Here is a 12,809-nt window from a genome sequence, read left to right as displayed (position 1 = left end):
CACTGGGAGCCCGTCGCCGAGCTCGCCCGTCCCCGCCGGCCGCGCACGCCGCCGCCGACGGGCGCGGGCGGCGCACTCGAACCTGTTGAAATGCTGTGAACCGGACAGAACTGGCACTCCCCGCCCCGCCCGCCCGTTGTTCGGGTAGTGGAAACGGAGGGACCATGGGTGCACTAGGGACACTGCTCGGGTTCGCGCTGAGCCTGTACCTGCTCGTGCTGATCGCGCGGATGGTGCTGGACTGGGTCGCGGTGGTGGCGAACACCCCGCCGTGGGCGCGGCGCGCCCGGGGCCTGGCCTACGCCGCGACCGAGCCGGTGATCGGGCCGGTGCGGCGGGTCGTGCGGCCGGTGCGGCTCGGCGGGTTGTCGCTCGATCTGGCCTTCACGCTCGTCTTCATCGGCGTGATCGTGCTGCGGAGCATCGTGTACGCCCTTTAGAGCGTGCCGCGGAAGCTCGCGGACAGCCGGTCGACGCCGCGCTCGAGCTCGGCGCGAAGCCCGCGCAGGTCGACGCCGTCGGGGTCGATCAGGGCCTGCATCGAGATCCCGCGCAGCTGGGCCAGCATCGCCGAAGCGTAGGAATCGGGGTCGCGGACGCCGGTGATGGACCCGTCCGCGACCCCGCTGGCCACGGTCTGCGCGATGGCGAACCGGAACCGGCGGTCGGCCTCCGTCAGCGCGCCGCGCAGGGCCGAGGACTCCGCCGCCGCGTCGCCCCACAGGGCCAGGAACGCGTGGTTGAGCGTCGGCATCGTGCGGATCAGCTCGAAGATGATGTCCAGCAGCGCGCGCAGCATGTCCATCGGCGTCGCGTTCGCCGAGCCGGTGCGGGCCGCGACAGCCTCGCTGTAGACGTTGGTGAACTCCTCGACGGCGTGCTCGACGAGCCGTTGGCCGAGCCCGTCCTTGTCGCCGAAGTGCTGGAAGACGACCGACCGCGCGTAGCCGGAGCGGGCGCAGACGCCGCCGATCTTCAACCTGCCGAAGCCCTCTTCGGCGATCAGGTGAGCAGCGGCATCCAGGATGCGTGCCTCGACGGCTCCCTCGCCGTCCTCCTGGATCCGGCCGTCGGTGGCGCGGTCCACGCGGGTCATGTTAGCGACTGCAACCGCGGCGCACTGGCCGAGCCGTCAGCGGATGGTGCGAGGACCGTCAGCGGCCGCCCGCAATCTCGGCGTCGGCACCCACCGACCCGAGAGGAACCCCTCCGATGACCGCCAAGACCGTGCTCGTCTCCGGGGCCGGCATCGCCGGCCCGTCCGCCGCCCACTGGCTGCACCGCGGCGGCTACCGCGTCACCGTCGTCGAGTCCGCCCCCGCGCCGCGCCCCGGCGGCCAGGCCGTCGACTTCCGCGGCGAGCAGGTGAAACTGCTGGTCGCGATGGGGGTCCTCGACGAGATCCGCCGGTACGAGACGGCGATGGGCGACCAGACCGTGCTCGGTCTCGACGGCCGGCCCGCGCTGACCTTGCCCGGCGCCGCGTGGAGCGGCGAGGTCGAGATCCTGCGCGGCGACCTCGCGCGCATCCTGCACGAGCACACCGCGGACCACACCGAATACGTCTTCGGCGACCGCGTCACGAGCCTCACCGAGACCGCGGACGGCGTCGAAGTCACCTTCCGCCACGGCGCCCCGCGCACGTTCGACCTGGTGGTGGGGGCCGACGGCGTGCACTCCGGCGTGCGGGCCGCGGCCTTCGGGCCGGAGGCGGACTTCCGCACGGACCTCGGCTTCGGCATCGCCGGCTTCACCGCGCCCAACCACCTCGGGCTCGACCACACCAGCATCTCGTACAACGAGCCCGGCCGCGGCGTCAGCGTGGGCAGCCACCGGCTGCCGGACCGGCTGCACGTCAACCTGGTCTTCGCGGCCGACGGCGTCGAGTTCCACCGCCGGAGCGCCGCCGAGCAGAGCGGGCTGCTCGCGCAGTTGTTCGCGGACACCGGCTGGGAGACGCCGAAGCTGCTCGAAGCGCTGCCCGCGGCCGACGACCTGTACGTCGACTCGATCAGCCAGATCCACCTCGACCGCTGGTCGAAGGGCCGGGTCGTGCTCCTGGGCGACGCCGCTTGGTGCGCCGGGCCGGGCGGGTCCGGCACCGGGCTCGCGATGATGGGCGCCCAGGTGCTGGCCGGGGAGCTCGTGGCGGCCGGCGGCGACCACGTGACGGCGTTCGCGAAGTACGAGCAGCGGCTGCGCAAGCCGGCCGCGGTCGGGCAGAAGAACGGCAAGGGTTCCGGCAACTTCCTCGCGCCGCGCACGGCCGCGAAGATCCGCAGCCGCAACCGCGCCTACCGGATGCTGAGCACGCGGCTGTTCGGCGGCATCTTCACCTGGATGACGGACCGGGCGGCCAACGCGCTGGACTACCGTGAATACCCGGCGCTCACCACCGCGTGAGGCCCCGATCTTCGTCTCATCGGGGGACACCGGTAGCGGCCCTGGGTGACGTGGGTCACTCTTGACGTCATGTCAATACGTCGGGTCGCCGACGCCCCGGTCCGGACAGGGCTCGCCGGCCTGACCCTGCTCGCCCTCGGCGTGGTCACGGCGTTGAACGTGCGCGCCCTGCCGGTGCTCGGCGACGGGACGGCCTACTCGGCCGAGTTCACCGAAGCGGCCGGGCTGATCGAGGGCAACGACGTCCGCGTCGCCGGCGTCGAGGTCGGGCACGTGTCGGCCGTCCGGTTGCGCGGCGACCACGTGCTGGTTTTCTTCCGGGCCAAGGGAGCTTGGCTGGGCGACGCGACGAGCGCGGCGATCCGGCTGAAGACGGTGCTGGGCCAGAAGTACCTCGCCCTCGACCCGCGCGGCGAGGGCACGCTCGACCCGGGGCAGCCCATCCCCCGCTCCCGCACCACGGTGCCTTACGACATCCTCGCGGCGTTCGGCGAACTGTCGTCCACAGTGGACCGCATCGACACTGCCCGGCTGGCGAAGAGCTTCGACACGCTGTCGGCGACGCTGGCGAACACGCCGCAGAGTGTCCGCGCCGCGCTCACCGGGCTCTCGCGGCTCTCGGATTCGCTCGCCTCACGCGACAGCCGGCTCGCGAGGCTGCTGGGCAACACGCGCGTGGTTTCGCAGACGCTCGTCGACCGCGACACGGCGGTGCGCCGGCTCCTCGACGACGGAAACCAGCTGCTCGAAGAGGTGATCAACCGCGAGACGGCGATCAGCACCCTCCTCGACGGCTCCCGGAGGCTGGCGACGGAGCTGTCCGGGCTGATCGCCGAGGCTCCCGTCGGCCCGCTGCTCACCCAGCTCGACCAGCTGACGTCGATGCTGCAGCGCAACCAGGACGCGCTGGCCGCGGGGATCCGGGGTTTCGCACCCTTCGTCCGGCTGGGCACCAACCTCGCCGGGAGCGGCCGGTGGATCGACGGCTATCTGTGCGGTCTGGTCCTGCCGTCGTTCGGGCCGGTGAACGAAGAAGGCTGCCACGGCTAGGGTTTCGGTTCCGCTTGGCCGGAGGTCGGGCGAATCGCCTTCGGTTCCGGCGGTCGGAGGCCGGGCATCCCGTCGCCGGTTCCGCCGACCGGCGACCACCTCCGGCCCGCCGACCGACCGGACCAACCACCCCCGACTCCGCTGACCAGCGACCAGCCAATCACCTCCGGCTCCACCGAACGGCGCCCGGACCAACCCACCTCCGGCCCCGCCGAACGGCGACCAGCCAATCATCTCCGGCTCCACCGAACGGCGCCCGGACCAACCCACCTCCGGCCCCGCCGACCAGCGACCAGCCAATCACCTCCGGCTCCACCGAACGGCGCCCGGACCAACCCACCTCCGGCCCCGCCGACCAGCGACCAGCCAATCATCTCCGGCTCCACCGAACGGCGCCCGGACCAACCCACCTCCGGCCCCGCCGACCAGCGACCAGCCAATCATCTCCGGCTCCACCGAACGACGACCGGACCAACCACCTCCGGCCCCACCGACCAGCGACCAAGCCAACCGCCTCCGGCCCCCGCCGACCGGCGACCAGCGACCAGCGACCAGCGACCAGCGACCAGCGACCAGCGACCAGCGACCAGCGACCAGCGACCAGCGACCAGCGACCAGCGACCAGCGACGAAGCCAACCACTCCCGGCCCCGCCGACCAGCGACCGAGCCAACCGCCGCAGCCGGTTTCCACAAGCGGGGCTCGCTGTGGACAGGTTGGGCACCTCGTGCCAGTTTCGGCGATTCCGTCGGTGTGCGCCGATAGACTGGACTTGGGCACGCCCCCCTTGGGAGGGCGGGGAGCTGCTTGCCGCCCCACCGGCCCCAGGTGCGCATGAGGTGCGGGAACGCGTCCCCGGCCTGGCCGGGACCCCAGAGCGACCAACGGTCGGCTGTTGCCGTCGCAAGATGGTGCACTTCGGAGCCGCCGATCGCGTGGTCAGGCGGCCCACGGCAGCCAGATGAGCGGGAACCGCCGCGTTCTGCGCACTCGCGGCAGCACAGCCCCCGTGATCCCTGAACCTGCCGTTCTCTGGGACGCCGTGATCACAAAAGCATGGTCAGACCGAAGGCTTCCGGCGCGCACTCCCCTGCGCGGCGGCGCACAGCACGGGCTCCCGACCTTCGTCCAGTGTGTACACCTCGCACCTGCAGGTGGCCCGCGACCGCCCGGCCTGCACGACGACGGCGCGAGCGCGCAGGACCGCGCCGACCGCGGGCTGGAGGTAGTCGATCGTGAAGCCGGCCGTGAGCAGCGCGGGGCCGAGGGCGGTGCCCGCGGCGAAGGTCAGCGCGTTGTCGGCGGCGTAGGCGAGGACGCCGCCGTGGAGGTAGCCGTTCTGCTGCTGGAGTTCTTCGCGGATGTCCAGTTCGAGCGTGGCCGCACCGTCGCCGAACTCGGTCAGCCGGGCGCCGAGCAGCCGGCTGAACGGCTGGCTCGCCAGACCGTCGCGCGCTGCCGCGAAATCGAGCATGACCCCTCACTTCACTAGTGAAGTCAGCATGGCGCCGCGCTGCTCCGGCTGTCAAGATCGGGGCGTGCCCGAACCCGATCAGCGCTTGTTCTTCCTGCTCCAGCGGGCCGCCCACCGGCTCCGGGTGGCCGGCGACCGCCGCTGCCTCGCCGCGGCCGGCATCACCACCGCCCAGCTCGGGGCGCTCTTCGCCATCGGGGCAGGCGGTTCGACCCAGCGAGAGCTCGCCGAGCAGCTCGGCCAGCGCGAATCGGCGGTGACGGCGATGGTGACCCGGCTCGTCGAGGCGGGCCTGGTCGCCAAGCAGCCGCACCCGCGCGAACACCGGGCGGTGGTGCTGCGGCTGACAGCGGCGGGCGAGGAAGCATTGGCCCGCGCCGCCCCGGCGATCGGGGAATTCAACGCGCGGCTGCTGGCCATCCTGGGCGAAGACGGGTTCCGGGACACCGCCGAAGGCATCGGCAAGCTCGCGCGCAGCGAGTGGTGAACCCGCTAGGCCACGATCAGCCGGAAGCCCGCGTCCCACTCCGGCAGGTCCAGCAGCTCCGCGTGGTCAGCGTGCCACCGCCCCGACTCCAGATCCTCCCGCAGCCGGCCGATCCCCCGGGAAACCGCCGCCGGGTCGGTCTGGGCCAGCGCCGAACACGACTGGCGCACTCCCGGGTCCAGGTAGGCCTCCGGCCGGCGCCAGTACGCCGGGAACACGCCGTCCGTGAAGTCCCAGGGCACCGGCAACGGCCGCACCGAAACCGCCCCCAGGAACTCCGCGATCTCCGGTGCCGAAGGACGTGAACGCTCGAGCGAAGCCACCTCTGGCACGTACTCCCGCACGAACCAGAAGTCGTTGTGCAGCGCCGTGTCGTAGGCCAAGACCACCTGACGGCGCGAGACCCGGCGCAGCTCGGCGAGGCCCCGCCGCCAGTCGGGCCAGTGGTGCACCGTCAGCACCGCCAGCGTGGCGTCGAACGCCGACGACCCGAACGGCAGCGCCTCCGCGACCGCCCGCACCACCGGTGCCGCCCCGGGACGACGTTGCCGGATCATCTCCGCCGACGGCTCGACCGCGACGACGTGGCGCGAAGGCGGCTCGTACGAGCCCGTCCCCGAACCGACGTCCAGCACCGAAGCCGCCGGGCCCAGCGCGGACAGCACCGGCGTGAGCCAGCGCGGGTCGGTCCGCCGCCCCCGCGCGTAGCCGACGCCGATCTCGTCGTAGCGGGTCATCAGCGCTCGGGTCCGTCGCCGCCGTTCTGCTCGGCGAGGAACCGCTCGAACTGCGAGCCGAGCTCCTCGGCCGTCGGCATGTGCTCGACCGACTCGGCGAGCAGGCTGCCCCGGTCGGAGGCCTCGATGAACGTGTCGTACTGGCGCTCCAGGGCGCGGACGACGTCGGCGATCTCGTCGGACTCGGCGACCTGCCGGTTGATCTCGGCGTCGGCCAGGTCCGCGGCCGCGCGCAGCTCGCCCTCGGGCAGGCTCAGCCCGGTCGCCCGGCTCAGCGCGTCGAGCACGATCAGCGACGCCGCCGGGTACGTCGACTGGGCGAGGTAGTGCGGCACGTGCGCAGCGAAGCCCATGGCGTCATGGCCCCACTCGCCGAGCCGGTACTCCAGCAGCGCGGCGAGGCTGCCCGGCACCTGCAGCCGGTTCGGCAGCGGCTGGTTGTCGCCGACCAGGTCCTTGCGGGTGGCGTGCGCGGTGACGCCGAGCGGGCGGGTGTGCGGCGCGCCCATCGGGATGCCGTGGAAGCCGGCGGTCAGCCGGACGCCCCAGCGTTCGACGAGGTTCCGGACCGCCGCGCTGAACCGCTCCCAGTCGTGGTCCGGCTCCGGGCCGGACAGCAGCAGGAACGGGACGCCGTCGGTGTCGTGCAGCAGGTGCACCACCAGCTCGGGCGCGTCGTAGTCCTCCCAGTGGTCGACCGCGAAGGTCATCGTCGGCCGCCGCGAGCGGTAGTCGATGAGCCGGTCGACGTCGAAGCGGGCGATCACCCGGTGCTCGCCGCCCAGCAGGTGCTCGGCCAGCAGACGGCCCGCCGAGCCGGCGTCCATGAACCCTTCGAAGTGGTGCAGCAGCACCGCCCCGGTCAGGTCGGGGACGTCCGAGTCCACCTCGTACAGGTCGTCGGGATCGAGTCCCACCGGATCCTCCTGCTCTCCGCTATACCAATCCATCAAGCACAACACACCCCGGGAGGGATTCCATTCCGCCGACGGTGTCGCTGATCGTAACGCCATGCGATCGACGCCGGTTCGGATCGCCATCGTGACAAGTGTCGTGGGCACGCAAGGCACCGATCGGGCACGCTTGAGCCGTGAGCGAACACACCACGAACACAGCGCCCGGGCTGCGGCCGCCGGCGCACCGGGTCAGCCCCCGGGCCATCGGCTACTGGACGGTGACCGCCTCGATCCTGTGGATCATCCTGATCGGCGTGCAGACGCTCATCGTCGTGACCAGCGACGACGCGCCGTCGTTCCTGACCGTGACGCTGGTGGTCTCCTGCGTCCTCGGCCCGCTGCACCTGATCGTGATGCCCCAGTGGCGCTACCGCGTGCACCGCTGGGAGGTCACCGGTGAAGCCGTCTACACGCAGTCCGGCTGGCTGAAGCAGGAGTGGCGGATCGCGCCGGTCTCGCGGATCCAGACCGTCGACATCGAGCGCGATCCGTTCGAGCAGCTGTTCGGGCTGGCGAAGATCACCGTGACGACGGCGTCCGCGGCGGGCCCGCTGCGCATCTCGGGCCTGGCCCACGACCGCGCGCTCGTGCTGGCCGACGAGCTGACGAAGACGACCCAGGCCGTCCGCGGGGACGCGACGTGACTCCCACCGAAGCGGCGGAGAGCACCGAACCCGCGGTAACCCCGCCGGCGGAGGGCACGCAGGACGCGCCGTGGCACCACCTCGACCGGCGCATGCTGCTCATCCGGCCCGTGCTGGACGTGGTGAAGTCGCTGCCGGTGCTGCTGGGCGCGTTGCTGTTCGGCCACGGCGAATCGTGGCAGTGGGTCGGCCTCACCGTCACCGCGATCACCGTGTTCACCGGTGTCTCGCACGTGCTGACCTCGCGCTACCGGATCACCGCGTCGCAGGTCGAGTGGCACACCGGGCTGCTGCTGCGCAAGCAGCGGGCCATCCCGCGCGACCGGATCCGCACGGTGGACGTCACCTCCGAGCCGAAGCACCGGCTGTTCTCGCTGGCCGCCGCGCGGATCGGCACCGGGCGGCATTCGAACGGGAGCAGGCACAAGGACGAGCTCGTCCTCGACGCCGTCACCATCGCCGAGGCCCAGCGGCTGCGGACGCTCCTGCTGCACCGGAAAGCCGAGGTCCAAGCCCACACCCAGACCGAGGCGACGGAGGCCGCCGCGCCGCCGGAGCAGCTGATCGCCGCGGTCGACAAGCGGTGGCTGCGGTACGCGCCGTTCACGCTGTCCGGGCTGGCCGTGGTCGGCGCGGCCGTCGGCACCGTCTACCACTTCGCGCACGAACTGCACTTCGACCCGGTCGAGTTTTCGCTGGTCCAGACGGTCGTCGGGCACTTCGCCGACACCCCGGTGTGGCTGAGCCTGGTGCTCGCCGCGGCCGGGCTGCTGGTGCTCGTCTCGCTGCTGTCGATCGGCGGGTACGTGCTGTCGTTCTGGAACTTCCGGCTCACCCGCGAGCCCGCCGGCACGCTGCACGTCCGGCGCGGGCTGATCACGACGCGGTCGGTGTCGATCGAAGAGGACCGCTTGCGGGGCACCGAAATCCGGGAGCCGCTGCCGCTGCGGCTGGCCGGCGGTGCCCGCTGCGTCGCCATCGCCGCCGGCCTGCGGGAAGGCAAGAGCGCGGACAAGGGCGGGAGCCTGCTGCTGCCGCCGGCGCCGCTGGCGCGGGCGCACGAGGTCGTCGCCGAGGTGCTGGGCGAGGACCCGGCCGCGACGCCGCTGGTGCGGCACCCGCGCCGGGCGTTGTACCGGCGGCTTTCGCGGGCGGTCCTCGGCGTGCTGCTGCTCGCCGCGGCGCTCTACGGCCTGGCGTGGCTCGGCGCGCTGCCGGACTGGCCGTGGCAGGGCGCGCTCGTGCTGGTGCCGTTCGCCGCGCTCGTCGGCTGGGACCGCTACCGCGGCCTCGGCCACGCCTTCACCGGCCGCTACCTGGTGACGCGGTCGGGCTCGCTGGACCGCGGCACGGCGGCGGTCCGCTGCGACGGGCTGACCGGGATCGTCCTCGAGCGCTCGTACTTCCAGCGCCGGGCCGGCCTGGTCACGCTGATCGCGCCGGTCGCCGCGGGCAAGGGCAAGTACCCGGTGCTCGACGTCGGCGAGGCGGACGCCCTGGCACTGGCCGACCGGGCCCTCCCCGGCCTGCTGACGCCGTTCCTCACCGGTGACCGGGACCGCGGTTGACGGTCCACCCGCGCGGCTCCTAACGTGAAAATCCGCCGTCCGAACCCTCGATTCGCGTTCACGAGAGGACGGCAGGAATGTTCCGGAAACTCTTCGGTGTGCTGGCCGCGGGGATCATGATGACGTCGTTCGCGGCCCCGGCCGCGACCGCCGCCACCGTCGCGGAAAACCCCTACGGCGACCCGAATCTGGTCTCGATGTTCGACGGCACGGACCTCAGCCCGTGGACTTCGTCCAAAACCGGTCTCTGGTCGGCGAAAAACGGGGTCATCCACGGCAATGGCACCGCGCGCGGCTGGTTGTACTACAACAAACAGCAGGTCGGCACGTTTCGGTGGATATTCAATGTCCGGCAGGTCAAGGGCAACCACAAACCGACCGTGCTGATCTGGGGGACCACCGACCCGATCCGCGACGCGCTGAGCGCCATCCAGTTCCAGCCGCCGAACGGCGGGCACTGGGACTACCGGCCCGGGCACAACGACGGCGGCGGGAAACTGTTCAAGCAGCTGTCGCACACGACGATCGACATCAAGAAGTGGGCGCAGTGCGAGCTGATCGGCGACGCGGCGACCGGGGTGGCGCGGATGGCCTGCTGCCCGCTCACCGGCACCGCCGTCACCTGTAAAGGCGTCGAAGTGCTGCGGTTCACCGACAAGACCGCCGGGCGCGTCGGCCCGCTGGCGCTGCAAGTGCACAACTCCGGCATTCAGGACGAGTACCGCGGGCTCTACGTCGAGTCACCCGTGGTGACGAAACCGGGCGAGTTCCTCACATGTGACCCGGCGCGCCGGCGATGGCCCTTTTTCCGGGGCCATTGCTGGCCTTCCTTTCACACTACGTGCTAATTTATTCACCCCGTGTGATAGCGAAGGTCGTTTTTGTCTCACCGAGAGGTCACGATGACGCCTGCCGTCAGTACCGTCGACGGTTCCGCCACCACTTCCCCCCGACGCACCCCCGGTGCCAGCAGTTCCCGCAAGGTTCTCCAGCTGCTGCTGGCCTTTTCGGAGCGCCGGTGGGAGGCGAGCGTCGCCGAGCTGGCCGCGACGATCGGTACCCCGGTGGCGACGACCTACCGGTACGTGGCCCTGCTCAAGGAACTCCAGCTGCTCGAAGAGGGCCGGGCCGGGCACTACCACCTGACCAGCCAGGTGATGCCGCTGGCGCGGGCCGCGCAGCTGGCGAACGACATGGTGCGGCTGGCGCGGCCGGCCATGGAAACCGCGGCCCAGGAGCTCGGCGAGACGGTGATGCTGTTCCAGCGGTTCGGCGACTCCGCCGTGTGCGCGGACCGCGTCGAATGCGACCGCGCCATGCGGTTCACGTTCGAGCCGGGGCATTCGCTGCCGCTCGGGGTCGGCGCGTCCGGGAAGATGCTGCTCGCGCTGCTGCCGGAGATCGAGCGTGACCGGCGGTGGGCGTCGATCGTCGAGCAACGCGGCACAGCCGTGCGCGACGAACTGAAGCAGGCGCTGGAAAACCGGTACGCGGTCAGCTCCGGCGAGCTGGACGAAGGCGTCTGGGCCTGTTCGGTGCCGGTGCAGACGATCGGCAGGCGGCCCACCGTGCTGAGCATGGCCGGGCCGGCCGCCCGGATCGGCGAGGAGACCCGGCAGACGGCGATCACCGCCATGCAGGAGTACGCGATCCGGATCCAGCGGGCGATCGCGTCTTATTCGCTGTGAGAATTCCGCGCGGGCGCGTAGAACTGCCCGGGTGATCCGGCTCGCGCGCCCCGACGACCTGCCCGCGCTCATCGACGTCGAGCGCGAGGCCGGCGGGCTCTTCCACGAGGTCGGCATGGCGGCGATCGCCGACGACGACCCCGGCACGGTGGCCGAACTGGCGGTGTACCAGTCCGCCGGCCGCGCGTGGGTGAGCGTGGACGGCGACGACCGGCCGGTGGCCTACTTGGTCGCGGAGGTCGTCGACGGGTGCGCGCACATCGAGCAGGTCTCGGTCCGGCCGTCGCACGCGCGGCGCGGGGTGGGCAGCGAGCTGATCGAAACGCTCGCCGGGTGGGCTCGTTCGCGGGGGCTGACGGCGCTGACGCTGACGACGTTCGAAACCGTGCCGTGGAACGCGCCGTACTACGAGAGGCTGCGGTTCCGGGTCGTCCCGGAGGCGGAAATCGGTGCCGGGCTGCGCTCGATCCGCCGCGCGGAAGCGGCCCGCGGCCTGGACGCCTGGCCGCGCGTCGCGATGATTCGAACGCTCTGACCTGCGGTTTCTTCGCGTGCTCCCCTAGTTGGGGGAGAGAGTGGCGCGGCCGGTCGAACATGTGTTCTACTGTGCCTGCCGGTCCCGGAGGGGGAAGCTCCGCGGGCCGGCCCACAAACTCGGGAGGTAGTCGTGGCGGTCAAGATCACCCACCTGACGAACGGCCAGCAGGTGCGGTTCGCCAACGCCGACGGTGCCCGCCGGTACGCCGAAATCATGGGCGGCGGCGTGGACAAGTGGCGCTTCACGGTCGTGCCCGAGGACCCGATGCTCCGGAAAATGTCGGACTCGGTCGTTAATGTGCCGGTATGGCGCATGACTTCCAGGTAGTGGTGGATTCGGCCGACCCGCACGTGCTCGCCGAGTGGTGGGCCGAGACCCTCGGCTGGTCCGTGGAACCGACGGACGAGGACTTCATCCGCGAGATGATCGCGAAGGGGTACGCCAAGGAGGAGGACACCCGGACTTACCGCGGTTCGCTGGTGTGGCGAGCGGGAGCGGGGATCCGCCACCCGGACTCACCACCGGAGGGACCACCGCGGCGGATCCTGTTCCAGGAGGTTCCCGAGGCGAAGACGGTGAAGAACCGGGTCCACATGGACGTGTGGGTGGGCGCGGAGAACGTCGAGGCAACGCTGGAGAAGCTGAAGTCCCGCGGCGCGGAGTACCTGTGGCGGGGGCGGCAGGGGCCGCACAGCTGGGTGACGATGGCTGATCCGGAGGGGAACGAATTCTGCATCTCCTGACCCGGCCCCTGCCGGGGGCCGAGCCGGAACCGAGGGCCGAGGGGCCGAGGGCCGAGGGCCGAGGGCCGAGGGCCGAGGTGAGGCTAGGTCGGCGGGGGCCGGGATGAGACTGGGCCGGCAACGGCGCGGGGCCGGGGCGGAGGCGGGAAGCGGGGCCGAGCCACAGCCGGGGCCGAGGGGCCGGGATTAAGCCAGGGCCGAACCGGGGTGGACCGGGAGCCGAGCCGGAGCTGGGAGTCGAGGGGCGGGCTGGCCGGGGCCGGATGAAGCCAGGCTGGAGCCGGAGCCGACTGGGCCGGCGACTGGGAGCCGGGGCCGGGAGTCGGGATGAGACCGGGCCGGGCCAGGGCCAGGGCCAGGGCCAGGGCCAGGGCCAGGGCCAGGGCCAGGGTGGAGCCGAGCCGGCGGCCGGGATGGGGCCGAGCCGGAGCCGGAGCCGGAGCCGGAGCCGGAGCCGGAGCCGGAGCCGGAGCCGGAGCCGGAGCCGGAGCCGGAGCCGGAGCCGGAGCCGGAGCCGGAGCC

At 71.9% G+C, this 12,809-nt stretch carries 15 protein-coding genes; 11 read left to right on the top strand and 4 right to left on the bottom strand.

From position 1 onward, the window contains the following. The first annotated feature begins 164 nt into the window (after positions 1–164). A complete protein-coding gene (locus tag AB0M30_RS29725) occupies positions 165–440 on the top strand; it encodes a YggT family protein (RefSeq protein WP_103334836.1) in 276 nt (91 codons plus the stop codon). Here the strand turns inward: AB0M30_RS29725 and AB0M30_RS29720 are convergent. Further along, a complete protein-coding gene (locus tag AB0M30_RS29720; protein WP_364590161.1) occupies positions 437–1,096 on the bottom strand; it encodes a TetR/AcrR family transcriptional regulator in 660 nt (219 codons plus the stop codon). The two genes, AB0M30_RS29725 and AB0M30_RS29720, sit on opposite strands and share 4 nt — an antisense overlap. A 116-nt stretch (positions 1,097–1,212) precedes the next feature. Between AB0M30_RS29720 and AB0M30_RS29715 the strand changes: the two genes are divergently transcribed. Together AB0M30_RS29715 and AB0M30_RS29710 are read left to right on the top strand one after the other, a co-directional pair. Then, positions 1,213–2,403 (top strand): FAD-dependent monooxygenase, encoded by a 1,191-nt coding sequence (locus AB0M30_RS29715; protein WP_364590158.1) that lies wholly within the window; start codon positions 1,213–1,215, stop codon positions 2,401–2,403. Positions 2,404–2,472: 69 nt separating this feature from the next. Beyond that, a complete protein-coding gene (locus tag AB0M30_RS29710; RefSeq protein WP_364590155.1) occupies positions 2,473–3,453 on the top strand; it encodes an MCE family protein in 981 nt (326 codons plus the stop codon). A 1,059-nt stretch (positions 3,454–4,512) separates the two neighbouring features. On the opposite strand, the gene AB0M30_RS29705 is transcribed toward AB0M30_RS29710, so the two are convergent. Continuing rightward, entirely contained in the window at positions 4,513–4,926 is a 414-nt protein-coding gene (locus tag AB0M30_RS29705; RefSeq protein WP_364590152.1) for a PaaI family thioesterase, read from the bottom strand. Positions 4,927–4,990: 64 nt separating this feature from the next. On the opposite strand from AB0M30_RS29705, the gene AB0M30_RS29700 reads away from it, so the two are divergent. Then, positions 4,991–5,413, top strand: a complete 423-nt coding sequence (locus tag AB0M30_RS29700; RefSeq protein WP_364590149.1) for a MarR family winged helix-turn-helix transcriptional regulator — start codon at positions 4,991–4,993, stop codon at positions 5,411–5,413. Positions 5,414–5,418: 5 nt separating this feature from the next. Here AB0M30_RS29700 and AB0M30_RS29695 read toward each other — a convergent pair whose 3' ends face one another. Both AB0M30_RS29695 and AB0M30_RS29690 read right to left on the bottom strand, forming a co-directional pair. Further along, complete coding sequence (locus tag AB0M30_RS29695; protein ID WP_364590146.1) at positions 5,419–6,150, bottom strand: class I SAM-dependent methyltransferase; 732 nt, start codon at positions 6,148–6,150, stop codon at positions 5,419–5,421. Then, a complete protein-coding gene (locus AB0M30_RS29690; protein WP_364590143.1) occupies positions 6,150–7,067 on the bottom strand; it encodes a PAC2 family protein in 918 nt (305 codons plus the stop codon). Before AB0M30_RS29690 ends, AB0M30_RS29695 begins: the two co-directional genes overlap by 1 nt. A 173-nt stretch (positions 7,068–7,240) precedes the next feature. Between AB0M30_RS29690 and AB0M30_RS29685 the strand changes: the two genes are divergently transcribed. The 7 genes from AB0M30_RS29685 to AB0M30_RS29655 all read left to right on the top strand — a co-directional run bounded on the left by AB0M30_RS29685 (position 7,241) and on the right by AB0M30_RS29655 (position 12,287). After that, complete coding sequence (locus AB0M30_RS29685; protein ID WP_364590140.1) at positions 7,241–7,750, top strand: PH domain-containing protein; 510 nt, start codon at positions 7,241–7,243, stop codon at positions 7,748–7,750. After that, positions 7,747–9,318 (top strand): PH domain-containing protein, encoded by a 1,572-nt coding sequence (locus tag AB0M30_RS29680; protein ID WP_364590137.1) that lies wholly within the window; start codon positions 7,747–7,749, stop codon positions 9,316–9,318. The genes AB0M30_RS29685 and AB0M30_RS29680 overlap by 4 nt, the downstream gene beginning before the upstream one ends. A gap of 98 nt (positions 9,319–9,416) precedes the next feature. Then, positions 9,417–10,166 (top strand): family 16 glycoside hydrolase, encoded by a 750-nt coding sequence (locus AB0M30_RS29675; protein ID WP_364590134.1) that lies wholly within the window; start codon positions 9,417–9,419, stop codon positions 10,164–10,166. A gap of 54 nt (positions 10,167–10,220) precedes the next feature. After that, positions 10,221–11,006, top strand: a complete 786-nt coding sequence (locus AB0M30_RS29670; protein WP_364590131.1) for an IclR family transcriptional regulator — start codon at positions 10,221–10,223, stop codon at positions 11,004–11,006. Between the two features lie 31 nt (positions 11,007–11,037). Further along, entirely contained in the window at positions 11,038–11,541 is a 504-nt protein-coding gene (locus tag AB0M30_RS29665) for a GNAT family N-acetyltransferase (protein WP_364590128.1), read from the top strand. A gap of 132 nt (positions 11,542–11,673) precedes the next feature. Then, positions 11,674–11,871, top strand: coding sequence for a hypothetical protein (locus tag AB0M30_RS29660; protein ID WP_004561810.1), 198 nt, complete (start codon positions 11,674–11,676; stop codon positions 11,869–11,871). Further along, positions 11,871–12,287, top strand: coding sequence for a VOC family protein (locus tag AB0M30_RS29655; protein WP_364590253.1), 417 nt, complete (start codon positions 11,871–11,873; stop codon positions 12,285–12,287). Before AB0M30_RS29660 ends, AB0M30_RS29655 begins: the two co-directional genes overlap by 1 nt. Positions 12,288–12,809 lie beyond the last annotated feature (522 nt).

Source organism: Amycolatopsis sp. NPDC051716 (assembly GCF_040681595.1).
Lineage (GTDB): Bacteria > Actinomycetota > Actinomycetes > Mycobacteriales > Pseudonocardiaceae > Amycolatopsis.
This window is presented reverse-complemented; position numbering and strand designations above follow the sequence as displayed.